The sequence below is a fragment of the Streptomyces diacarni genome (assembly GCF_003323715.1).
GTDB classification, from domain to species: Bacteria; Actinomycetota; Actinomycetes; order Streptomycetales; family Streptomycetaceae; genus Streptomyces; species Streptomyces diacarni.
Map to the genome: position 1 here is coordinate 678,593 of NZ_QOIN01000048.1, position 22,917 is coordinate 701,509.

Consider the following 22,917-nt stretch of genomic DNA (forward strand, 5'->3'; position numbering starts at 1 on the left):
AGGGGATGGTCACTTCGGACGCTGCCAGCCGGCCAGGTAGGTGTCGATCTCCTCGCACAGCCGTGCCTTGCCGGCGGTGTCGAGGAAGGACACCTCGACCGCGTTCCGGGCGAGCGCCGCCAGACCGGGCGCGTCCAGCCCCAGAAGCCGCGCCGCGATGCCGTACTCGGTGTTGAGATCCGTACCGAACATCGGTGGATCGTCGCTGTTGATCGTCACCAGGACGCCCGCCTTGACCATCTCGGCGAGCGGATGGTTCTCCAGTGACTCCACGGCGCGGGTCGCGATGTTGGAGGTGGGGCACACCTCCAGCGGGATCCGGTTCTCCGCCAGGTGCTCCAGCAGCCGGGGGTCCCGCACCGCGCTCGTGCCGTGCCCGATGCGCTCGGCGCGCAGTGAGGTGAGCGCGTCCCAGATCGTCTCGGGGCCCGTCGTCTCGCCCGCGTGCGGCACGCTGTGCAGCCCGATGGCCAGCGCGCGGTCGAAGTACGGCTTGAACTGCGGCCTGGGAACACCGATCTCCGGGCCACCGAGACCGAAGGAGATCAGCCCCTCGGGGGTCATCTCGGTGGCGATCCGGGCAGTCTCCTCCGCCGACTCCAGTCCTGCCTCGCCGGGGATGTCGAACGTCCAGCGGAGCACCACGCCGAGTTCCCGCTCCGCCGACCGGCGGGCGTCCTCGATCGCCTCCAGGAAAGCACCGTCCGGAATACCGCGGCTGACGGAGCTGTAAGGGGTGACGGTCAGCTCCGCGTAGCGGATCGACTGGCGCGCCATGTCGCGGGCGATCTCGTAGGTGAGCAGCCGCACGTCCTCCGCGTCCCTGATGAGACTCACCACGGCGAGGTAGACCTTGATGAAGTGGGCGAAGTCGGTGAAGGTGAAGTACTCCGCGAGTGCTTCCGGATCGGCCGGTACGCCCGCTTCCGGGTGCCGCGCCGCGAGTTCGGCGACGATACGGGGCGAGGCGGAACCGACGTGGTGGACGTGCAGCTCGGCCTTGGGCAGGCCCGCGATGAAGGCGGTCAGGTCGGAAGAATCGGACAACAGGTGCCTCCAGCTCTTGAGGGACCGGATCATCGTAGGCGCCGCCACGCAGCGGTGGGGCCGAGAGCCGATCAGGCGGCAGAACGGATGTGCGGATACGCGGGGAGTCGCCAGTGATCCCCGACCCGGCCGCGGCATAGCATGGGAGTCGCACAAGGGGAGGGCACGAGAGGGGGCACGATGGGCCACGGGGCGGGACAACCGCCGCCTTCCGGAGAGCCGGGTCAGCCGGGCGGAAGCGGCGGCAAGAACCAGGAGAGCGACCAACCGCCCCCGATACCGCTGGCCCCGGACGGCCCCGGCCGCACGTACGGCACGGCCGCTGGCGCCCCGTACGGAGGGGGCTCCCCGTACGGAGGGCAGAGCGGGTACGCCGGAGGGGAAGCGCCGCACGCGTACGGCGGCACGCCTCCCGGATACCCGGCGCCCCCGGGATACCCCACGGCCGACGGCGGCGGCGGACCGGGATATGGCGCGCAGGGCGGCTACGGCGGTCACGGTGCGGCCGCGTACGCCCCCTACGGGTACGGATGGCAGGGGCCGCCCCTGCCGGCCGGCAAGTCGATCGCGGCCATGGTGGTCGGCATCGTCAGCGCCGTGCTGATCATCACCTGCTGGGGCAGCTTCCTCAGCGTGATCTCCTCCACCGTGGCGCTCCTCCTGGGGATCAGCGCCCGTCGGGCGGTGCGCAGGGGAGAGCTGGGCGGCCGGGCGCAGGCGACGGCCGGATTCGTGCTGGGCATCGTCAGTCTCGCTCTTTCGGTGATCGTCAGCGTGCTTCTCGTGCTCTCTTTGACGGTCTGGGCCGACGAGACCGACGGTGGCGGCTCGGGCCCGGGTGGCAGCGGCGACTCCTACGACGCCAGGGGCGCGGGGGCCGCGCCTGTGGCGCTCCTGCTCGGCGGGTGATCCGGCCGGGGCGGCAGGACTGCTGACCCCCTCCGCCGGGGGCGGACCGAGCAGGCTCTTTCAGGGTGGGTCGGTGGCACCCTTTTCCCGTCCGGAGGGAGTCGCGTTTGTGCTCCGGGGGAAGCACCGTTTCTGTCCGGACGGGTGCTTGTTCGTACCAGGAGCGGGTGGATCCGCGTTTCCCGCGGGGCGCGGGGCGCCGGACGTCGGGGCGGGTGCCTGCGGTAGGGGCCTGTGCCGTCGCGCCCCGACGGCTCCCCGTACGTCCTGCCGGACGCTCTTCACGCGGCCTGGCGGGTTCGCACGACCTGGTGCGCTTGGCCCCGCCGTGTCGGCCGTCTCGGCCGTCTCGGCCGTCTCGGCCGTCTCGCGAGGCCTTGCGGGCAGGGGGTGCCCAGGGGGTGCCGATCGCCGGACGGAACAGACAACAGGGTTCAGATTCCGTGGCGTAATCAAAAGATGAATACGGAATCCCTTGTTGGATGGCCTAAGCCCTGCCAGGATCGGCTGCCAACAGTGGTCCGGGCCACGTTCCGGCGTCAGAGGGACGCGGGTCGACGGACGACGCGAGCCGTGCCGTGGGACCACCGCAATACGTCACACGCCGTAGTGGTCAGGAGTCCCGATGGTTCAGCGCTTCGATGTGTCCGAACGGTTCGCCGCGGGTGCCCAGTACGTGGCCGGACGGCTCTGCCCCGGCACCTCGGGACGCTCGCACGCGATCGTCGACCCGGCTACGGGAGAGGACGTCCACACGTTCGCACTCGCCGGGCCGGCCGACGTCGACACCGCGGTCCACGCCGCTCGCGAGGCCTTCCCCGGCTGGGCCGGCGCCACCCCGGCTGAGCGTTCCGATGCCATGCACCGCTGGGCCGCCCGCCTGGCGGAGCTGACCGACGAGTTCGTGTACGCCGAGTCGCTCCAGTGCGGAAAGCCCCTCAAGCTGTCCGCCGAGTTCGACGTTCCCGGCTCCTTCGACAACGTCGCGTTCTTCGCGGGCGCCGCACGCCGTCTCACGGGTGCCGCAGCGGCCGAGTACAGCGGCGAGCACACCTCGGCCGTCCGCCGCGAGCCGCTCGGCGTCATCGGCTCCATCGCTCCGTGGAACTACCCGCTCCAGATGGCCGCCTGGAAGGTCCTGCCGGCTGTCGCCGCGGGCAACACCATCGTGCTCAAGCCCTCCGAACTGACCCCTCTCACCTCCCTGATGTTCGCGCAGGCCGCGACGGAGGCAGGCATCCCCGACGGGGTCATCAACATCGTGACCGGCGCGGGCCACGACGCGGGCGAGGCGCTGGTCGCCCACCCCGATGTCGCGATGACCTCCTTCACCGGCTCCACGGCCGTCGGCCGCCGGGTCGCCGAGATCGCCGCCACCGCATCGCGGCCCGCCAAGCGTCTGCATCTCGAACTGGGCGGCAAGGCACCCTTCCTGGTGTTCGACGACGCGGACGTGGAGGCCGCCGCGCACGGGGCCGTCGCGGGTGCCTTGATCAACACAGGCCAGGACTGCACGGCCGCGACCCGCGCCTATGTGCAGCGTCCGCTCTACGACGCGTTCGTCAGCGCCGTCGCCGACCTGATGAGCGGCGTGCGTGTCGGTGATCCGTTCGCCCAGGACACGGACCTCGGCCCGCTGATCTCGCACGCGCAGCGCGACCGGGTCGCCGGCTTCGTGGACCGCGCGCGGGCCTACGCCACCGTCGTCACCGGTGGCGAGGCACCCGGTGGAGAACTCGCCAAGGGCGCCTACTACCGGCCGACACTCCTGACCTCGGCCCCGCAGGACAGCGAGGTCGTACAGCAGGAGATCTTCGGCCCGGTCCTCGTCGTCCGCCCGTTCGACACCGACGACGAGGGCATCGCGCTGGCCAACGACACTCCCTACGGGCTGGCCGCCTCCGCTTGGAGCCGCTCGGTCTTCCGTACCGGGCGCGCTGCCCGCGAGATCCAGGCCGGGTGCGTGTGGCTCAACGACCACATCCCGATCATCAGCGAGATGCCGCACGGCGGATACAAGGCCTCCGGGTACGGCAAGGACATGTCCGCCTACTCGTTCGAGGAGTACACCCAGATCAAGCACGTCATGTCGGAGACGACGGGCCTTGTGCGCAAGGACTGGCACCGCACGGTCTTCGGCGACCGCTGAGCCGCCGTGTGCCACCGTCTGGCCGGGGTGCGCCACCGCTGAGCGGCGAGGCCGCCCCTGGCGACCCAGCCCAGCCGAGCCCCAGCCCCGTCGCCCCCGTCCTCATTCCCTCACCCACCCACCTACTCGCCCACCTCACCCTTCACCCCCTTCACCCCCTTCCCCTCCTCCCTTCAGGAAGGCGGTCCCCCATGGACCTGTACGAAGGCCTGCCGGAGCCCGTTGCCAAGGCGTGGGAGCGCGGTCTGACCAGCGGGCGCGCCGCGATGTCGCGGCGCAGACTGCTGCGGGCCGCCTCCCTCGCCGCCGCCGGATCGACCCTGGCCGCCTGCGGCATTCCGCCCGCCGCAGGGAGCAAGGGCGGTGAAGGAGCCGAGGAGGCCCCCGATTACTCCAAGAGGGAGAGGGTCCTCAACTTCGCGAACTGGCCGCTCTACGTCGACGTCGACGAGAAGAACAAGAAGAAGCACCCCACGCTCGACCGCTTCGAGCGCGAGTCCGGGATCAAGGTCAAGTACGTCGAGGACATCAACGACAACAACGAGTTCTACGGAAAGATCAAGCCGCAGCTCGCGGCAGGCCAGAGCACCGGGCGCGACCTGATCTGCCTCTCCGACTGGATGGCGGGCCGCCTCATCAGGCAGGGCTACGTGCAGCGGCTCGACCCGGCGAACATGACGCACGCGGTCACCAACCTGGAGGACCGGTTCCGCGCGGCCGCACACGACCCCGGACGGCAGTACAGCTACCCCTGGGCGGGGACCGCCTGCATCGTGGCCTACAACAAGAAGGCCACCAAGGGAAGGAAGATCACCAGCGTCACGCAGCTGTTGGAGGACGACGCTCTCAAGGGCCGCATATCGATGCTGACGGAGATGACCGACACCGTCGGTCTCACCATGCTCGACATGGGGGCCGACTCCGAGCACTTCACCGAGGACCAGTTCGACGCGGCGATCGCCCGCATCCAGAAGGCCGTGGACCGCAAACAGCTGCGCCGCTTCAGCGGCAACGACTACCTGGACGAGTTGAACTCCGGCGACATCGCCGCCTGCCTGGCCTGGGCCGGCGACATCGTGCAACTCCGGATGGACAACGACGACATCGCCTTCGCGGTGCCCGACCGCGGCTATCTGTTCGGCACCGACGACCTGCTGGTCCCCGCCAAGGCACGCCACCAGAGCAACGCCGAAGCGCTGATCGACTACTACTACCAACCCGACGTGGCCGCTCAGCTGGCCGCGTGGGTCAACTACATCTGCCCGGTCACCGGGGCCAAGGCCGAGATGGAGAAGATCGACAAGGAGCTGGCGGACGACCCGCTCGTCTTCCCCGACCAGGACATGATCGCCAGGGGCAAGAACTTCCGCCCGATGAGCGCCAAGGAAGAGGCACGGTACGAGGAGAAGTTCTCCAAGCTCATCGGGGCCTGAGCCCGCTGGGACCGGACCCGACGCCCGAGGCCCCTCCGCTGGAAGAAAGGGCTTCCACCCCAGGGGCCCCCTCCGGTTCGAAGAGCACCTCCGCCGCAGGACGTGCCTCCGCCCTACGAAGCGCCTCCGCTCGAAGAAGAGACTCCGCAGCGCACCCGCCCAAGTCTCCACCTCCGTCCGTCGGGCAGTCGCCCGGGCCGGGTTCCGACCTCCCCGTTCGCCGCGGGAGGTCTCTCAGCCCGCCGGGATCAGCCCCTCCTCCGAGGACCGGCCATGACCATCACTCTTTCCGGTATCAGTAAGACGTTCGGCGACATCACCGCCGTCCATCCGCTCGACCTCACCGTCCCCGAAGGCTCCTTCTTCGCCCTCCTCGGCGCCTCCGGCTGCGGCAAGACCACCACTCTCCGTATGCTCGCCGGTCTGGAGGAGCCGACCGGCGGCACCATCCTGCTGGGCGACGACGACATCACGCACCTGCCCCCGCACAAGCGTCCCGTCAACACCGTCTTCCAGAACTACGCGCTCTTCCCGCACCTCGACATCGCCGAGAACGTAGCCTTCGGGCTGCGCCGTCGCGGGGTGAAATCCGTTCGCGAACAGGTGGCGGAGATGCTCGACCTGGTGCAGCTGGGCGACCTGGCCCGGCGCAAGCCACGGCAGCTCTCCGGCGGCCAGCAACAGCGCGTGGCCCTCGCCCGTGCGCTGATCAACCGGCCGCGCGTCCTGCTCCTCGACGAGCCACTGGGGGCCCTCGACCTCAAGCTGCGCCGCCAGATGCAGCTCGAACTCAAGCGCATCCAGACGGAGGTCGGCATCACCTTCGTGCACGTCACCCACGACCAGGAAGAGGCCATGACCATGGCCGACAGCGTCGCCGTGATGCACCGGGGCCGCGTCATACAGCTCGGCCCACCGGCCGAGCTGTATGAGAACCCCCGCTCCACCTTTGTCGCCAACTTCCTGGGCACCTCGAACCTGTTCGAAGCCGAGATCCTCTCCCCCCAGAGCACCCTCGGCCCGCGCGCAGAGGCGGCCGAGAAGGGGTTGAAGCCGGTGGAAGCAGGGATGTCGGCGGAGGGTGAAACACCGGAGAGGGCTGAGACACCAGCGGTTGCCGGGACAGCTGAGGTGTCGGAGGGAACGTCCGCTGCGGAGGTCCCCGGCGAGACTCGGGTCAAGGTGGCCGGCGCGGACGTCACGCTTCGGCTCCCCACGAGCCGCTGCGCCGTCGAAAGCGTCGAGGGCGCTGAGGGCGTCGAGGAGGGCAGGAAGATACTCGTCGGCGTACGGCCGGAGAAGATCGCTCTCCTTCATCCGGGCGAGGCGGAAGCCGTCCCGGCGACCGACAACCAGCTCACCGGCCGCATCAAGGACGCCGGCTACCTCGGGGTGTCCTGGCAGTACCTGGTGGAAACCCCGGCGTGTTCCGATCTCACGGTCTACGAGCAGAACGTCGAGCGCGACACCAGGCTCACCGCCGGAGCCGACGTCGTGCTGCACTGGCGGCCGGCCCACACCTTCGCCCTGGACGCGGCCCAGGACGCGGCAGCGGGCGAGGAGGTCCTGTGACGGCCCTGGCGCCCCTTGCGGGCACCCCCGAGACGCCGCCTGCGCCGGAGAGCGGCGCAGGCCCGGGCGACGGCGCGGGACCGGGCCCCGGCTCGAGCGGACGGCCAGGACGCAGACTGACCCCGTACTGGCTGCTGCTGCCCGCCGGGCTGTGGCTCGCCGTCTTCTTCGTCGCGCCGCTCTTCTACCAGGCCTCCACGTCGGTCCAGAGCGGCTCTTTGGAGGAGGGCTTCCGGGTCACCTGGCAGTTCTCCAACTACAGCGACGCGCTGGCCGCCTACGGCGAACACTTCCTCCGTTCGTTCGGCTACGCGGCCACCGCCACGGTCCTCTGCCTGGTGATCGGCTATCCGCTCGCCTACATGATCGCCTTCAGGGCCGGACGGTGGCGCAACCTGGTGCTGGTGATGGTGATAGCGCCGTTCTTCACCAGCTTCCTCATCCGCACCCTGGCCTGGAAGACGATCCTGTCCGACGGCGGCCCCGTCGTCGGCGCCCTCAGCTCCCTCCATGTGCTCGACGTGACGAGCTGGCTGGGGCTGACCGGTGACGAACGGCTGCTCGCCACCCCCCTCGCGGTCGTCTGCGGGCTCACCTACAACTTCCTCCCGTTCATGATCCTGCCGCTCTACAGCTCGCTGGAGCGGATCGACACCTCGCTGCACGAGGCCGCCCGCGACCTGTACGCCACGCCGGCCACCACCTTCAGGAAGGTGACGTTCCCGCTCTCGCTGCCCGGCGTGGTGGCGGGCACCCTGCTCACCTTCATCCCTGCCTCGGGCGACTACATCAACGCCCAGCTCCTGGGCTCTCCGAACGAACAGATGGTCGGCAACGCCATTCAGAAGCAGTTCCTCAACGTCCTGGACTATCCGACGGCGGCAGCGATGTCCTTCCTTCTGATGGCCCTCATCCTGATCATGGTCAGCGTCTACATGCGCAAGGCGGGAACGGAGGAACTGGTCTGATGCCGACGTCCACCGCCCCGCGCACACCCGGGGCCGCCGGTCCGTCGTCCGCCCCTGCGGCCGGGGGCCCGCCCTCCACCTCCGGGCCCGCTGCCCCGCCCACCTCCGGACCCGCTGCCTCGCGGTCCCTGGGCGCGCCGCTGCGCTGGCTGCGCCGGAACGCCGTCGTCCTGGCCGGGTGCGCCGCGCTGGCGTACCTCCTGCTGCCGAACCTGGTCGTCCTGCTGTTCTCCTTCAACAAGCCCGCAGGGCGGTTCAACTACGCCTGGCAGGCCTTCTCCACGGACGCCTGGACCGACCCCTGCGGGGTCGCCAACCTGTGCGGCTCGCTCGGGCTCAGCCTCCGCATCGCGGTGCTCGCCACGCTGATCGCCACCGTGTTCGGCACCTTCGCCGCCTTCGCACTGGCCCGCTACCGCTTCCGCGGCAAGAGCACCGCCAACGCGCTGATCTTCCTGCCGATGGCCATGCCCGAGGTCGTGATGGCCGCGTCCCTCGGGACCCTGTTCCTCAACATGCGCATCGAGTTCGGCTTCCTGACCATTCTCATCGCGCACGTCATGTTCTGCCTCAGCTTCGTCGTCGTCGCGGTCAAGGCGCGGGTGATGAGCATGGACCCGCGGCTCGAGGAAGCCGCACGCGACCTGTACGCCGGTCCCCTCCAGACGTTCTGGCGCGTCACGCTGCCGCTGGCGGCACCCGGAATCGCCGCGGGGGCCATGCTCAGTTTCGCGCTCTCCTTCGACGACTTCATCATCACCCAGTTCAACGCGGGCCCCTCGACGGTCACCTTCCCCATGTTCGTGTGGGGTGCCGCGCAGCGCGGCGTGCCGGTGCAGGTGAACGTCATCGGATCGGCGATGTTCGTCCTGGCGGTCGCGATCGTGCTCGGCGGCCAGATCGTGGCGAACCGGCGCAAGAAGTCCTGAGACCGCGCCTCCGCGGCGAGCCGAAGCCCGCTCGCCGTGGCGAGCCCCGCAGTCGCCGGGCTCGCACTCGTGTATGAGAACAAGGAGCCGATAACCGTGAGCGATGCCGTGGCCTCTCCAGCTGCCCTCCGCTCTCTCGCCGACGCCCAGCCCGTGCCGTTCTGGCTGGACGACCCCGCACACCGCCCGACCGCGCGCCCCGCCCTCGTCGGTGAGGAACGCTGCGACCTGCTCGTCGTCGGCGGCGGCTACAGCGGTCTGTGGACGGCACTGCTCGCCAAGGAGCGCGACCCGCGGCGCGACGTGGTGCTCGTCGAGAGCGAGGAGGTCGGCTGGGCCGCCTCGGGGCGCAACGGCGGCTTCTGCGCGGCCTCCCTCACCCACGGCTTCGGCAACGGGCTCGCCCGCTGGCCCGACGAGATCGCCCAGCTGGAGCGGCTGGGACAGCGCAACCTCGACGCCATCGAGGAGGCCGTCGCGCGCTACGACCTCGATTGCGACTTCGAACGCACGGGCGAGATCAGCGTGGCCACCGAGCCCCACCAGGTGGCCGAACTGGAGGAGTGGGCACACGAGGCGCGGGAACGCGGCGTGGGGGAGGGGCTGACCTTCCTGGACGAGAGCGCCCTCCGCGCCGAAGTCGACTCGCCCACCTTCCTGGCGGGCCTGTGGGACCGCACCGGTGTCGCCATGCTCAACCCCGCGCGCATGGCCTGGGGCCTCAAGCGCGCCTGCGAACAGGCGGGCGTCCGCGTCTACGAACACACGCCCGCCACCCGGCTGGACACCCGCGGGGCCGAGGTGGCCGCCGCCACCCCCTACGGACGTGTGCGCGCACGGCACGTCGCTCTCGGCACCAACGCGTTCCCCTCCCTGCTGCGCCGGGTAAGGCCCTTCGTCGTCCCCGTCTACGACTACGCGCTGATGACGGAACCGCTCAGCGACGAGCAGCACGCCGCCCTCGGCTGGCACAACCGCCAAGGCCTCGGAGACAGCGCCAACCACTTCCACTATTTCCGCATCACCCCGGACAAGCGCGTCCTGTGGGGCGGCTACGACGTGCTGTACCACTACGGAAGCCGGATCTCCCGGGAGTACCACCAGCGCCCCGAGACGTTCGCCAAGCTCGCCCAGCACTTCTTCCGCTGCTTCCCCCAGCTGGAGGGCCTGCGTTTCAGCCACCGTTGGGGCGGCGCCATCGACACCTGTTCGCGCTTCTCGCCCTTCTTCGGCACCGCCATGGAGGGGCGCGTCAGCTACGCGCTCGGCTACACGGGGCTCGGTGTCGGCGCCACCCGCTTCGGCGCCGAGGTCATGCTCGACCTGCTCGCCGGCCGGGGCACCGAGCGCACCGCGCTGGAGATGGTCCGCAAGAAGCCACTGCCCTTCCCGCCCGAACCGGTGCGCTGGGCCGGCATCGGCATCACCCAGTGGTCGCTGGCCCGCTCGGACGCCCAGGCGGGACGGCGCAACCTGTGGCTGAAAGCCATGGACAAGGTCGGCATGGGCTTCGACAGCTGACGGCTGCCGACCACGCGGGCGCCGACCACACAAGCGCCGACCACAGAAGCGCCGGCCAGGACGGCTCAGGCCGAGGAGTCCGACGGGGGAGAGGCAGAAGAGGCAGGAGGGGCTGAGGCTGCACGACGAGGCGTTCGACGCGACGCGCGAGGGGGCCCACGGCGGGCCAAAGCGGCGGCCGAACAGAGCAGCAGCACGCTGAGGCACCAACTGGCCGCCACGTCCAACGGCCAGTGGTAGCCCCGCCACACCAGCCCCAGCCCGTTGCCCAGGGAGAGCACCACGACACCCGTCCACGCCACGACCAGTAGCGCGCGGGAGAGCCAGGCGGCCACGACAAGCAGCGCTCCACCGAGAGCCACCGTGGTGGTGGCGGCATGCCCCGAAGGGTAGAAGCCGCCGCCTCCCATAGGCCCTGTGCGGTCCGTCCAGTTCTTCACCCCCGTGACGACCAGCGCCATGACGACCATGGACGAGGCGTAGCAGAGCACCGGCCGCCAGCCCCGCCCGCGGGTGAGCCAGAGTGCGAGAGTCATGGCGGCAGCGAGCACCGGCAGAGCCACCGTCATGTTGCCGATGTCCGACAGCAACTCGGCCGCCGTCCGGGGCGGAGCGGCCGCCCGCATCCCGTCACTCAATTCCTCGTCCCAGCGGAACAACTGCCCGTGGGCGAGTACCTGCCAGGTGCACAGCGCGAAGAGAGCACCGCACAGCAGGCAGGCAATCGACCGCAGCACGGGAGCGGCAAAAGGGGAGCGGACGGTGGCGGTCATCGACGTGTTGGGCCGCCCAGGAACCGGGGGGATTCCGGGGCGGCCGTCTCGACCGGGCTCGCACAGGTCCCGGGGGGTGTGGGACAAGCCGTCATCCGATCGAGGAGATTCGTGCGCGAGGGCACGACCGGGCCGGTCTCGGGGAAAGACGGGCTCGGGCCAGGGCACCAGGGTGGTTCCTCCCCGTATCCCGGCAACACGCAAGACCGTACGGCAGACGAGCGTGACCCGACAGACGGGACACGCACCGGACATCGGCCCCGCACACATTCTTCACCCGCACCGCTCCCCTGCTGGTCAACGCCCACAACGGGCACAGCAGGAACGCTTGGACACCTGCCGCTGAGACATCACGTTACTGGGGGCACGGGTGGCCGGAAACGTGGAACACGGGGGGAACACAAGCGCGGCAACGCGGCAACGCACAGGCGTGGGAGAGCGGACCTACGGGAACGTGGAAGCGGGGGAGAGCGGAAGTGCGGGAGAGCGAACGGAGACGTGCGGGAACGCGGAAGTGCGGGCGCCTGAGCGAGCGCCCGCACTTCCGGTGGGTGGGTCACCGAGCCCCGTCGGCTCTCACAGGCCCGAGAGCGCGTCCTCCAGGATGTCGAGGCCCTCGTTGAGCAGGTCCTCGCCGATGACGAGCGGCGGCAGGAAACGGACCACGTTGCCGTACGTACCGGTCGTCAGGACGAGCAGCCCCTGCTGGTGGCACGCCTTGGCGAGCGCCGCGGTGGCCTCCGGGTCGGGCTCCTTGCCGCCGGGCTTCACGAGTTCGATGGCGAGCATCGCACCGCGCCCGCGCACCTCGCCGATGACGCCGGACTGCTCCGCGATCTTCTCCAGCCGCGGCTTCATGATCTCCTCGATGCGGCGGGCCTTGGCCGGCAGATCGAGCTCACGCATCGTCTCGATCGAACCGATCGCCGCCGCACACGCCACCGGGTTGCCGCCGTAGGTGCCGCCGAGCCCGCCGCTGTGCGCGGAGTCCATGATCTCGGCGCGCCCGGTGACGGCCGCCAGCGGCAGGCCGCCCGCGATGCCCTTGGCCGTGGTGATCAGGTCCGGGACCAGCCCCTCGTCCTCACAGGCGAACCACTGGCCCGTGCGGCAGAAGCCCGACTGGATCTCGTCCGCCACGAAAACGATGCCGTTGTCCCGCGCGAACTGCTGGATGCGCGGAAGGAAACCCTTCGCCGGGACGATGAAACCGCCCTCGCCCAGTACCGGCTCGATGATGATCGCCGCGACGTTGTCGGCACCGATCTGCTTGGTGATCTGGTCGATGGCCTGGGCCGCTGCCTCTTCGGCGCAGTTCTCCGGGCCGGTCAGCCAGCGGTAGGGATAGGCGACGGGGACGCGGTACACCTCGGGCGCGAACGGGCCGAAGCTGTGCTTGTACGGCATGTTCTTGGAGGTGAGGGCCATCGTCAGGTTGGTCCGGCCGTGGTAGCCGTGGTCGAAGACGACGACCGCCTGGCGGCCGGTGTGCGCACGGGCGACCTTCACGGCGTTCTCGACCGCTTCCGCGCCCGAGTTGAACAGCGCGCTCTTCTTCGCGTGGTCCCCGGGCGTGAGCGCGGCCAGCTCCTCACAGACCTGCACGTACGGCTCGTATGGCGCGACCATCGCACAGGTGTGCGTGAAATCGTTGAGCTGCTCCGTCGCGCGGCGCACCACCGCTTCCGCGCTGTTGCCGACCGAGGTCACGGCGATGCCGGACCCGAAGTCGATGAACGAGTTCCCGTCCACGTCCTCCAGGACACCGCCGCCCGCCCGCCGCGCGAAGACCGGCAGCACCGTCCCGACGCCACCGGCGACCGAGGCCTGCTTGCGCGCCATCAGCTCCTGCGACTTCGGCCCGGGAATGGCGGTGACGACACGCCGCTCCTGGACAAGGGTAGGCCCTCCGGACAGTTCAGTCATTGCGGTCATAACGCACTCCTCGGGAGAAACGGGGGTCTCGTACCTCGCAGGCTAGGGGCACGTGCGCGACCGACACATGCTCCGCTCCGGAGAAGTGTGTTGCGCCGGTTGGCCACCACGGACATAGGCGGCGGACGGAGGTGGGGTGCGGGTGGCGAGCCCGACGCGGGTGCCGCCCCGCCCGATACGGCCGGCCCCGGTGACCCCGCGCACCGAACGACCCGCCTGCTGATGCGGGCGTGGACCAACTGAGGTGGTCGGCCGCTAGATTGGAGGCAGGAGGGTGTCGGCCCCACCAGGTCGACACGTCGGGGCGTCAGGGAGCTGAGGCAGCACATGGACATGGGGCTTCCCCACCGGAAGCAGGGCTCGGGCAGTCCGGACGGCTCCGCTCACCCATGGCAGGAGCCGTCACCGCGCTACGCGCCGCCCTCCCAAGCCGAGTCTTCATCCGCCGGCCCCGCGACTCCCCCCGGCGTGCCTCCCGCACGCCCCGCGCCGCCGCCACCCACCGCACCGCCCGCGACGGGCGACCTGACCGGTGCCGACGGGGGCGCGATCGGCGCACACGGGGTGGAGACCGGACCACCTCCCATGCCGTCCAGCACACCGCAGTCCGCGCCCCCGCTCGCCGACTGGCTTCGGCTGCCCCGCCCTGACGCCCTGCCCGGCGTGTGGCGCTGCGGTTACCAACCGCGCCCACCGGAGGACCCCGACCGCATCCCCGCCCGGCAACTCGTCAGCGGCGCGCTCGTCTCGTTCCTGATGGGCTGGCTGCTGTGGTCGTTGCTGTGGAACGGGTATTTGGGGAGCTATTGGAAATGGCCACTTCTCGCTCTCACGCCGGATTCCTGGCGGGAGTCTGGTGGCAACCAGATGCTGTACGTCTGGTCGACTTGGATCTATAGCGGACTCGTCCTTCTGGGGCTCATCTTCTTCTTCGGCCGCATCGGCCGATGGGACGAGCTTCTTCGTCGCGTGGGAGCGCTGCTGCGCGGTGACGGTTCACGCAGCCAGGCAGGCGTCACCCCCGACCACGTCACCGAACCCGTCCCCACCGCCCCTCCCCATCTCGACCCCGTCGAGTGGCCCGAGTTGCGGTCTGGTGGGGCCGGGGAGGCCGCCGAGCGACTGGCGGCGGAGTTGCGGGCGGGGAGGATGACGGACGTCGATCACGCCCGCATCGACCGGGCGTGGCAGACGGTGCGCGCACGGCCGCAGCGTTTGCCGGCGTTCGTGGACGGTGTGGTCAGCGAGGGGGCGGGTGCCTGTCGGCACCCTTCGGGCGCTCGGGATCTCCCTGTCAGGGCCGCGCGGCATGATCTGTCGGTGCGGCAGGTGCGGATCGGCAGGGCTGCCGACACGGAGCGCAATCCGCATGAGTACCGGGGGGCGGGAGTGGCGCTGGACCCCACGCTGCTGGGGACGTCGGCGCTAGCTGTCGGGCCGCCGGGGACGGGCAAGACGACGAAGCTGGCCCGGCCCGTGGTGGAGTCGCTGTGTCTGCAGGCGTTGGCGGGGCAGGCCGCGGTGATCGCGGTGAGCCCCGCGGGCTCCCACTTCGTGCACGACGAGTCCTTCGATCTCGTCGTGCGGTTGGGGCACCCGGACTCCACCCACGGCCTGGATCCGTACGGGGGCACGACGGACCCGGACGAGGCGGCAGGCATGCTGGCCGAGGCGTTGGTGGGGGACCTGGCGGCGGCGTTGCCCGGCGGGGACAGCCGTCGGGCGGCCACGGCGTTGGCGCAGCTCATCGGCCCGTTCGCGGCGGTGCACCGGCGTTTCCCCGCGGTGCCGGAGCTGCGTGAGTTGCTGGACGGTGCTCCGGGCGCGCTCGACGCGCTGCGGGAGGCCCTGCGCGCCGAGGGGCAGAGTGCCCAGCTGCGTGAGCTGGACGCCTTCGAGCGTCAGTCCGGGCGTGCGGGGGACGTGGCCGCGCTGCTCGCCGACCGTATCGCGCTGCTGGACAGGCCCGCTTTCGCGGATTTCTTCCTGCCCGAGGGCAGTCCCAGGGCGGAGGGGCGGCGACCCTTCTCGCTGCGGGCGCTGGAGCATCCGCTCAGGGTCCGCGTGGATCTGCCCGAGCGCGGGCACGCGGAGGCGTCGCGCATTCTGGCCCGACTGGTGCTGGCGCAGTTCACCGAGTGTGCCGTGGCGCGGGCCGACCAGTCGCTGTTCACCTGCCTGGTGCTGGACGACGCGGCGCAGACCGTCACGCCTCAGGCGTTGCGCGGGCTTCAGCGGCTGCGCTCGGCGCATGCCGGCGTGCTGCTCACGCTGCGTGCGCTGGACGACGTCCCCGAGCCGCTGCGCGGCCCTTTGCTGGGGGCGGTCGGATGCCGGATGGTGTGTGCGGGGGTCACTCCGTGGGACGCGGAGCGGTTTGCCGAGGTGTGGGGTACGGAGTGGGTGCAGACCCGCACGGTGACCAATCGGCAGCTCGTCTCGGACGAGCCGGTCACGCGGATGCTGCACGCGGTCAGGCGGCTGGCGACAGGGAAGCATGTGACGGCCGAATCGGTCACTGTCCGTAGTGAGCAGCGCGAGCGATGGTCGGCGTCCGATCTGGCCAACGAGTTGCAGCCCGAGCACGCCGTTCTCTCCTTCACCACGGTGCGCGGTGAGCGCACCCCGCCGATCCTCACCAAGCTGGGGGAGTGACCGGCCCCTGCGGACATCAAGCCGGGAAAGCGCCGGAAGGCGCCCGGGGGCGGTCGAAAGTCGGCTGGAAATCGGTTGAAAAGGTGCGGAGGGTGAGCCCAGGAAGAGCTGAGGGCTGATCGGGAGCCGGAGGGAAGCGAGGGAGCCCGGACCGGAAGCCGGGCTGAAACCCGGCGGATCCCGCCCGATCGAGTGAATGACCGAACGGCGGCGGACGCCTGTACGGTGAAATGCGTTATGCCACCGACTCTTGCCACGCTCGTCCAGAACTCCGCGCTCCGTCTCTCCGTGCTCGCGGGGCACGACCGGCTGGACGCGTCCGTGCGGTGGGCGCACGCCAGTGAGCTCTCGGATCCGACGCCGTACATGGACGGCGGCGAGCTCATACTCTTCACGGGCCTCAAGCTGGACGCGGACGATCCCGAGGTGATGGGCGCGTACGTGCACAAGCTCGTCGGCAAGGGTGTGGTCGGTCTCGGCTTCGCCGCCGGGGTCAACTACGACGGGGTGCCAGGGCCGCTCGTCGAGGCGTGCCGGAGCGCGGATCTGCCGCTGCTCGAGGTGCCGCGGCGCACTCCGTTCATCGCGATCAGCAAGGCCGTCTCGGCGGACATCGCGGCGGAGCAGTACCGGGCCGTGACGGCAGGCTTCGACGCGCAGCGCGAGATGACCCGGGCCGCGCTCTCGCGCGAGGGACCGTCCGCGCTGCTCGCCCGGCTGGCTTCGCAGGTTGACGGGTGGGCGGCGCTCTACGACGCGTCCGGCACCGTCGTCGCGACGGCCCCCGCGTGGGCGGTGCGGCGCGCGGCGCGTTTCGTGGGCGACGCCGAACGGCTGCGGGACCGGACGACGCCGGCCAGCGCGGTCGTCAGTGAGGCGGACAGTGGTGACGACCGCGTGGAACTCCAGTCGGTCGGCAGCGGCAGACGCGCCAAGGCCGTACTGGCGGTGGGGACGGCGGCTCCGTTGGGAACGGCGGAGCGCTACGCCGTGAACTCGGCGATCGCCTTGCTGACACTCACCATGGAGCGTTCCCGCGCCCTGCAGGAGGCGGAGCAGCGGCTGGGGGCCGCGGTGATGAAGATGCTGCTCGTGGGCGAGGGCGATCACGCCCGTGCGGTGGCAGGGCAGCTCTACGGGGGTTTGCTGGACGCTCCGATGCGGGTGATCGTCGCGGAGCCCGCCTCCGCTGCCGCTGCGCGGTACGCGCAGGAGAGCATCGCGGCGGCCCATTCCGGCACTTCGTGCAGTTCGGATGCCTCTGGTCTTTCCGGATATCACGCGCGTCCGCTCGGGGTGCCCCGCGCGGGATCGGGGGCCGCTTCCGTCAGCCCCCGTGCCTCTGCGGCGACAGCCGCGGTGCAGGCGTCCACCACCCTCCCCACCGGCTACCTCGCCCGCGCGGGCGAGCCCTGCGGCCTGACCGACCTGGCAGGCTTCTCCGGCGGTGCGCCCACCGTCTCAGCGTCGAGGGAGGCCAAGGCGTCTTCCGGGTCGAGGGAGGCCAAGGCGTCGGCCACGAAGCGGGTCCCCGCCCCGAAGACGGCTCCTTCCGCCCCCTCCGCGCCCAGGGGGAGGCCCGCGTCCTCGACGGCGGCCCCGTCCGCCAAGGAATCCGTGGGCAAGAAGTCCGCCGCCAACGAGAGCGCCGCCGAGGCGCCCTCCGCTCCTGGTCCGACGCACGCGCACGGCTCTGCGCACGCTCCCGGCCCCGTCGCGTCCACGGCGCCCGCCGTGGTGGTCGCCCCGGGGGGCGGCCCGCAGGTCGACGGCTCCGACGCGGGGTGGCTGGGGCAGATCGTCTGGCCGTTGGAAGAGCTCGCCGACACGATCGAGACGGCGGCCGCACGCAACGGAGAAGCCGTGCTCGTGGTGCCCGACGGTGCGCGGTTGGTGGTGCTGGCGGCGGACGGAGGGGCAGCGGTGGCCGCGTGTGCCGAGTTCGCCGCGACGGCCGATGCCGCCCAGCCGGGGCGGCGGCCCGAGGGGGGAGCCGAGGAGGGGCTGTCGATCGGCGTGTCCGCGCCCGCGGGACTGCCGGCCGCCGCCGTCGCGTTCAAGCAGGCCGACCAGGCGCTGTCCGTCGCCAGGCGGCGTGGCGTGCCGCTCGTCGAGCACGAGGACGTGGCTGCGGGCTCCGTACTGCCGCTGCTCGCCGACGATGCCGTGCGAGCCTTCGCGGACGGGTTGCTGCGGGCGCTGCGGGAGCACGACGCGAACGGCAGGGGTGATCTGGTCGCCTCGCTGCGGGCCTGGCTCTCGCGGCACGGACAGTGGGACGCGGCCGCGGCGGAGCTGGGCGTGCACCGGCACACCCTCCGCTATCGAATGCGCCGTGTGGAGGAGATCCTGGGGCGTTCGCTGGACGATCCTGATGTCCGCATGGAGCTGTGGCTGGCTCTCAAAGCCACCAGCTGAGCGGGGCCCGGACCCTCTCTCCACCTGAGTGACCTGCGTGCAGGACGACCGGCTCCAAGTGGGCGACCTCCGTGTGGAGGGCAACCGGTTGCGTGTGAGCGACATCCGTACGGGACGACCGGCTCCGCGCAAGGGACGCCGTGCGGGACGCTCGGCACTGGGACAATGCGTAGCGCGCCGCCGCACGAGTGCTACGTTCCGGACAAGAAGCGGTGGGGCTCGCACGGCCTACGGTGGACGCGGAAACCGAGCCACTCATCCGCATCCGGAAGGCGATCCGCAGTGACGACAGCGAATTCTCCTCACGCATTCTGGCTCGCCGGCCGCAAGGCCACCGGCGACAGCACGCTCGATGTCACCTCGCCGTGGGACGGCAGGCACGTCGGCGCCGTCAGCATTCCCACCGCAGAGCAGGTGGAGGAGGCCGTGGCCGCCGCTGTCGCGGTCGCCGACGAGTTCTCCGCGACGCCCGCCCACGTCAGGGCCGCCGCGCTCGACCACGTCACGCGCCGCTTGGAGGAGCGTGCGGGCGAGATCGCCGAGTTGATCTCCGCCGAGAACGGCAAGCCGATGAAGTGGGCGCGCGGTGAGGTCGGCCGTTGCGTGTCCGTCTTCCGCTGGGCCGCCGAGGAGGCGCGCCGTTTCAACGGAGGCGAGGCCCAGCGCCTCGACTCGGACGCGGGCGGCACGGGCCGGCTCGCCTTCACCCGCCGCTTCCCCTACGGCCCGGTATTGGGGATCGCGCCGTTCAACTTCCCGCTGAACCTGTGCGCCCACAAGGTGGCCCCGGCGATCGCCGTCGGCACGCCGATCCTTCTCAAGCCGGCGCCCGCTACGCCGCTGTCGGGTCTGCTGCTGGGTGAGCTGCTGGCCGAGACGGACCTGCCGGCGGGGTCGTGGTCGGTGCTGCCGGTGCCGAACGACCAGATGCCGGGTCTGGTGCAGGACGAGCGGCTGCCGATCATCTCGTTCACGGGTTCCGCGCCGGTCGGCTGGTCCATCCTCGACTCGGCGCCGCGCAAGCGGGTCACGCTGGAGCTGGGCGGCAACGGTGCCGCTGTCGTCCTGGCCGACTACTCCTCCGAGGCAGACCTCGACTGGGCGGCGCAGCGCATCGCCACCTTCTCCAACTACCAGGCGGGGCAGTCCTGCATCTCGGTGCAGCGGGTGGTCGCCGACGCGTCGGTGTACGACCGCCTGGTGCCCAAGGTCGTGGCCGCGATCGAGGCGCTCAACACCGGCGACCCCTCGGACGAGTCGACGGATGTCGGTCCGCTGGTGAGCGAGGAGGCGGCGCGCCGTGTCGAGTCGTGGGTGGGCGAGGCCGTCTCGCGCGGCGCGAAGGTGCTCACGGGCGGCAAGCGGGACGGTGCCAGCGTCGAGCCGACCGCCTTGGAGAACGTCCCTTCGGACACCCAGATCGGCTGCGAGGAGGTCTTCGGGCCCGTCATGTCGTTCGTGAAGGTGAACGGCGAGAAGGAGGCGTTCGCGGCGGTCAACGACTCCAGGTACGGCCTGCAGGCCGGTCTGTTCACGCATGACGTGCAGGCTGCCTTCCGTGCGCACCGGAACCTGGAGGTCGGCGGTGTCGTCGTGGGGGACGTGCCGTCCTACCGTGCCGACCAGATGCCGTACGGAGGCGTCAAGGACTCCGGCGTGGGCCGTGAGGGTGTGCGCTTCGCGATGGAGGACTACACCTACGAGCGTGTGATGGTGCTCACCGGCCTCGATCTCTGAGCGCCGGCCGACTCTTCCGCGCCGCTGCCGGGCGCCCGTTCCGGGGCGCCCGGCAGCGGCGTACCGGTATCCGGCCCGCTCGCCCCTCCGCGCACTTGTCGCCTTCCCTCCCTCTCCGGTGGGCGGCCGCAGGTGGGAACGTTCCGTACCTACTAGTATGTACGGTGGTCTAGAGTGTCCCCATGAGCGGTACGGACACGGCCAGGAAGCTGATCGAGGCCACCCAGGAACTCCTGTGGGAGCGCGGTTATGTGGGCACCAGCCCGCGCGCCATCCAGCAGCGGGCCGGGGCGGGTCAGGGCAGCATGTACCACCACTTCGGCGGCAAGCCCGACCTGGCACGGGCAGCGGTGCGCAGAAGCGCGGAGGAGATGCGGACGCTCGCGGACGCGGAACTGGCGCGCGAGGGAAGCGCACGCGAGCGCGTGGCGGGGTATCTGCGGCGGGAACGCGAGGTGCTGCGCGGCTGCCGGCTCGGTGGACTGGCCCAGGACCCGGACGTGGTCGCCGACCCGGAGCTGCGCGCGCCGCTCAGCCAGACCTTCGCCTGGCTGCGGACCCGGCTGGCCGAAGTCCTCGAAGAGGGACGCGGAAACGGGGAGTTCGGTCCCGCTCTGGACCCCGCCGGGGTGGCCGCCGCCATCGTCGCGGTCGTCCAGGGGGGATACGTGCTCGCGCGTTCGGCGGGCGCACCCGAGCCGTTCCGCGAGGCGACGGACGGCCTGCTGACGCTGTTGGACGCGCACGCGACCGGAACGGGCGCTGTTACGGGCGCCGCGTCGTGACGCCCGGCTGCGGGGCGTCCCAGGGCGGGAGCCGCGAGGAGGCGAGCCCGGGGGGCGGGATACCGGCCGCCCCCGTGGCCACGCCGTCACCCGGCGACGCGGAGGGCACCGCCCCGTCGTCCCGCGAGGTGCCGGGCACCGCCTCTTTGCCCGGCGGCCGAGAGGGCACCGCCCCCTCACCCGGCGACGCGGAAGGCACGGCCCCGTCGCGCGGCGGCCGAGGGGGCGTCGGTCCGTCCCCCGGCAGCGTGGATGCTCTCGCTGTCCGAACCGTCCTCGGGGATCTGCCCGCAGCCGAGTTGGGTGTCTGTGACAGCCACGACCACCTCTTTCTGCGCAGTCCGCGGCTGCCCGGCGAGGAGCTGACCGACGCCGATGCCGCGGAGCGGCAACTGCGCGAGTTCGCCGCGCATGGTGGGCAAAGCCTCGTGCAGTGGACGCCTTACGGGATGGGCCGTCACACCGGTGGGCTGGCGGAGCTGGCCCGTCGCACAGGTGTCCGGCTGGTCGCGGCGACGGGGCTGCACCAGGCCGTCCACTACGCCGAGGAGCCCCCTGCCGACCTCGCTGAGCTCTTCGTGGAGGAGCTGACCGAGGGGGTGCGTGGGAGCGTCTGCGGTGCGGCACCGAGGGCGGGTCTGATCAAGGTCGCAGGAGACTTCCACGGGCTCGGCCCGCACGCGCGGCGGACGCTGACGGCGGCAGCCGAGGCCCACCACGCGACCGGCGCCCCGATCGCCGTCCATCTGGAGCTGGGCACGGGCGCGGCTCAGGTCCTCAGCCTCCTGTGCGGGCGGTTGGGCGTACCGCCGGCCCGTGTGCTGCTGGGGCATCTGGGCCGGTGTCCGGACCTCCGGATGCAGCGGGAGGCGGCGCGCTCCGGGGCCTGGCTGGTGTTCGACGGTCCCTCACGTGCGCATCACGCAACGGACTGGCGGCTGTTCGACAGCCTCGCGGACCTGGCGGAGCGCGGGTATGGCGACCGCCTGCTGCTGGGAGGGGACACGGTCACGGCGGCGGCGCGGGCCGAGGGCGGCGTACCGCAGGTGAGTCGCGTGCTGCGGCCGCGTGTGGAGCGTGAGTTGGGCGAGGGCCTGGCCCGACGCGTCTTCGTCGACAATCCCGCGCAGGCTTTCGCCGTCGACTGGAAGGGCTGAGCCCCATCCGCTGACCGACACCGGCTGCCGGCGACACTCTCCGTCAGCCCTGGAAGACGCGTATACGGCCCCGCACCGACCCGAAACGATCCGACCAGCCAGGAGTCCTCTCTTGTTCGTCTTTGCGCAGATCAGTGACATCCATCTCGGTCAGGACCGGGGGGACGAGGGGGTGCGGGCGCGGGCTCGTGCCGAACGGGTGCTGGCCTCTCTCGCGGCTCTTCCGGGCGAGTTGGACGCCGTGCTGCTCACCGGGGACATCGCCGACCACGGGACGGTGGGCGAGTACTGGCTGGCGGCCAAGCTGTTCGCCGAGCACGGGGTCATGCCACTCATCTGTCCGGGCAACCACGATGTGCGGGGCCCGTACCGCTCCGTCCTGCTGGGCGGGGACGGGGCCGACGCCTCGCCCGTCAACCAGGCACACCACCTGCTCGGCGCGACGCTCCTGATGTGCGACTCCAGTGTGCCCGGCAAGGGGCACGGCTACCTCGACGACACGACGCTCGCCTGGCTCGACGCGGAGCTGACCGCGGCGCCGGACGACAAGCCGGCCTTCGTCTGTTTCCACCACCCGCCCGTCCCGCTGCACGGCCAGTACGTCGATGCGATCCGGCAGTTCGGCGAGGAGCGTCTTGCCGAGGTCGTCGGCCGGCACGGCAACGTCGCCGGTCTGCTGTGCGGGCACAGCCACACCCCCGCGGTCACCACTTTCGCGGGGCTGCCGTTGGTGGCGGCACCGGGGGTGGTCTCGACGCTCAGGATGCCCTGGGAGGGTGAGGACGACGGCCCCCTCGACCACGAACTGCCGCCACTGATCGCCTTCCACGTGTACGACGACGAGGGGAGGCTCACCACCCACTTCCGCGTCGTACCGTGACCGGATCCTGCTCCGTCCGGTAAGGGTCCTGGACCGGCCCTCCCTCTGC

Annotated in this window: 16 protein-coding genes; 13 read left to right on the forward strand and 3 right to left on the reverse strand. The window is 71.0% G+C overall.

All coding sequences use genetic code 11. The features are described 5' to 3' along the window. Positions 1–9: 9 nt before the first annotated feature. Positions 10–1,047 carry an adenosine deaminase gene (locus tag DTL70_RS24895; RefSeq protein WP_245979620.1) on the reverse strand — a complete coding sequence of 346 codons (1,038 nt, stop codon included), beginning with the start codon at positions 1,045–1,047 and terminating at the stop codon, positions 10–12. Between the two features lie 180 nt (positions 1,048–1,227). Here DTL70_RS24895 and DTL70_RS24900 point away from each other — a divergent pair, with 180 nt between their 5' ends. The 7 genes from DTL70_RS24900 to DTL70_RS24935 all read left to right on the forward strand — a co-directional run bounded on the left by DTL70_RS24900 (position 1,228) and on the right by DTL70_RS24935 (position 10,528). Beyond that, positions 1,228–1,956 carry a DUF4190 domain-containing protein gene (locus tag DTL70_RS24900; RefSeq protein ID WP_114024172.1) on the forward strand — a complete coding sequence of 243 codons (729 nt, stop codon included), beginning with the start codon at positions 1,228–1,230 and terminating at the stop codon, positions 1,954–1,956. Positions 1,957–2,581: 625 nt separating this feature from the next. Beyond that, positions 2,582–4,105, forward strand: a complete 1,524-nt coding sequence (locus DTL70_RS24905; RefSeq protein ID WP_114024173.1) for a gamma-aminobutyraldehyde dehydrogenase — start codon at positions 2,582–2,584, stop codon at positions 4,103–4,105. Between the two features lie 191 nt (positions 4,106–4,296). Then, on the forward strand, positions 4,297–5,538 hold the full coding sequence (locus DTL70_RS24910; protein WP_114024174.1) for a polyamine ABC transporter substrate-binding protein: 1,242 nt from the start codon (positions 4,297–4,299) through the stop codon (positions 5,536–5,538). A 273-nt stretch (positions 5,539–5,811) separates the two neighbouring features. Continuing rightward, the gene (locus DTL70_RS34425) at positions 5,812–7,110 is read left to right on the forward strand and encodes an ABC transporter ATP-binding protein (protein WP_245979624.1); all 1,299 of its coding nucleotides are present in this window, start codon (positions 5,812–5,814) and stop codon (positions 7,108–7,110) included. Then, on the forward strand, positions 7,107–8,078 hold the full coding sequence (locus DTL70_RS24925) for an ABC transporter permease (RefSeq protein ID WP_114024175.1): 972 nt from the start codon (positions 7,107–7,109) through the stop codon (positions 8,076–8,078). Before DTL70_RS34425 ends, DTL70_RS24925 begins: the two co-directional genes overlap by 4 nt. Before the next feature lie 140 nt (positions 8,079–8,218). Continuing rightward, positions 8,219–9,007 (forward strand): ABC transporter permease, encoded by a 789-nt coding sequence (locus DTL70_RS24930; protein ID WP_245979701.1) that lies wholly within the window; start codon positions 8,219–8,221, stop codon positions 9,005–9,007. Between the two features lie 96 nt (positions 9,008–9,103). Further along, positions 9,104–10,528, forward strand: coding sequence for an NAD(P)/FAD-dependent oxidoreductase (locus DTL70_RS24935; protein WP_114024177.1), 1,425 nt, complete (start codon positions 9,104–9,106; stop codon positions 10,526–10,528). A gap of 65 nt (positions 10,529–10,593) precedes the next feature. Here the strand turns inward: DTL70_RS24935 and DTL70_RS24940 are convergent, their stop codons facing one another. Both DTL70_RS24940 and gabT read right to left on the reverse strand, forming a co-directional pair. Next, a complete protein-coding gene (locus DTL70_RS24940) occupies positions 10,594–11,301 on the reverse strand; it encodes a phosphatase PAP2 family protein (protein WP_245979625.1) in 708 nt (235 codons plus the stop codon). A 576-nt stretch (positions 11,302–11,877) separates the two neighbouring features. Beyond that, positions 11,878–13,227: a 4-aminobutyrate--2-oxoglutarate transaminase gene (gabT, locus tag DTL70_RS24945; RefSeq protein WP_114024178.1), complete on the reverse strand. Its 1,350-nt coding sequence runs from the start codon at positions 13,225–13,227 to the stop codon at positions 11,878–11,880. Between the two features lie 594 nt (positions 13,228–13,821). Here gabT and DTL70_RS24950 point away from each other — a divergent pair. The 6 genes from DTL70_RS24950 (at position 13,822) to DTL70_RS24975 (ending at position 22,868) form a co-directional block, all read left to right on the forward strand. Then, positions 13,822–15,891 carry a type IV secretory system conjugative DNA transfer family protein gene (locus DTL70_RS24950; RefSeq protein ID WP_181861064.1) on the forward strand — a complete coding sequence of 690 codons (2,070 nt, stop codon included), beginning with the start codon at positions 13,822–13,824 and terminating at the stop codon, positions 15,889–15,891. Positions 15,892–16,128: 237 nt separating this feature from the next. Then, a complete protein-coding gene (locus DTL70_RS24955; protein ID WP_114024180.1) occupies positions 16,129–18,309 on the forward strand; it encodes a PucR family transcriptional regulator in 2,181 nt (726 codons plus the stop codon). A 282-nt stretch (positions 18,310–18,591) separates the two neighbouring features. Further along, positions 18,592–20,046, forward strand: coding sequence for an aldehyde dehydrogenase family protein (locus DTL70_RS24960; protein WP_114024181.1), 1,455 nt, complete (start codon positions 18,592–18,594; stop codon positions 20,044–20,046). Positions 20,047–20,228: 182 nt separating this feature from the next. Continuing rightward, positions 20,229–20,831, forward strand: coding sequence for a TetR/AcrR family transcriptional regulator (locus DTL70_RS24965; RefSeq protein ID WP_114024182.1), 603 nt, complete (start codon positions 20,229–20,231; stop codon positions 20,829–20,831). Positions 20,832–21,079: 248 nt separating this feature from the next. Continuing rightward, complete coding sequence (locus DTL70_RS24970) at positions 21,080–21,988, forward strand: phosphotriesterase family protein (RefSeq protein WP_114024307.1); 909 nt, start codon at positions 21,080–21,082, stop codon at positions 21,986–21,988. 112 nt (positions 21,989–22,100) lie between these two features. Then, positions 22,101–22,868 (forward strand): metallophosphoesterase, encoded by a 768-nt coding sequence (locus tag DTL70_RS24975; RefSeq protein WP_114024183.1) that lies wholly within the window; start codon positions 22,101–22,103, stop codon positions 22,866–22,868. The last annotated feature ends 49 nt before the right edge of the window (positions 22,869–22,917 follow it).

Excerpts from the sequence above, each read along its gene's own strand:
- DTL70_RS24900 (WP_114024172.1), top strand. The coding sequence starts at position 1,228 with ATGGGCCACGGGGCGGGACAACCGCCGCCTTCCGGAGAGCCGGGTCAG.
- DTL70_RS24905 (WP_114024173.1), top strand. The coding sequence starts at position 2,582 with ATGGTTCAGCGCTTCGATGTGTCCGAACGGTTCGCCGCGGGTGCCCAG.
- DTL70_RS24910 (WP_114024174.1), top strand. The coding sequence starts at position 4,297 with ATGGACCTGTACGAAGGCCTGCCGGAGCCCGTTGCCAAGGCGTGGGAG.
- DTL70_RS34425 (WP_245979624.1), top strand. The coding sequence starts at position 5,812 with ATGACCATCACTCTTTCCGGTATCAGTAAGACGTTCGGCGACATCACC.
- DTL70_RS24940 (WP_245979625.1), bottom strand. The coding sequence starts at position 11,301 with ATGACCGCCACCGTCCGCTCCCCTTTTGCCGCTCCCGTGCTGCGGTCG.
- gabT (WP_114024178.1), bottom strand. The coding sequence starts at position 13,227 with ATGACTGAACTGTCCGGAGGGCCTACCCTTGTCCAGGAGCGGCGTGTC.
- DTL70_RS24950 (WP_181861064.1), top strand. The coding sequence starts at position 13,822 with ATGCCGTCCAGCACACCGCAGTCCGCGCCCCCGCTCGCCGACTGGCTT.
- DTL70_RS24955 (WP_114024180.1), top strand. The coding sequence starts at position 16,129 with ATGCCACCGACTCTTGCCACGCTCGTCCAGAACTCCGCGCTCCGTCTC.
- DTL70_RS24965 (WP_114024182.1), top strand. The coding sequence starts at position 20,229 with ATGAGCGGTACGGACACGGCCAGGAAGCTGATCGAGGCCACCCAGGAA.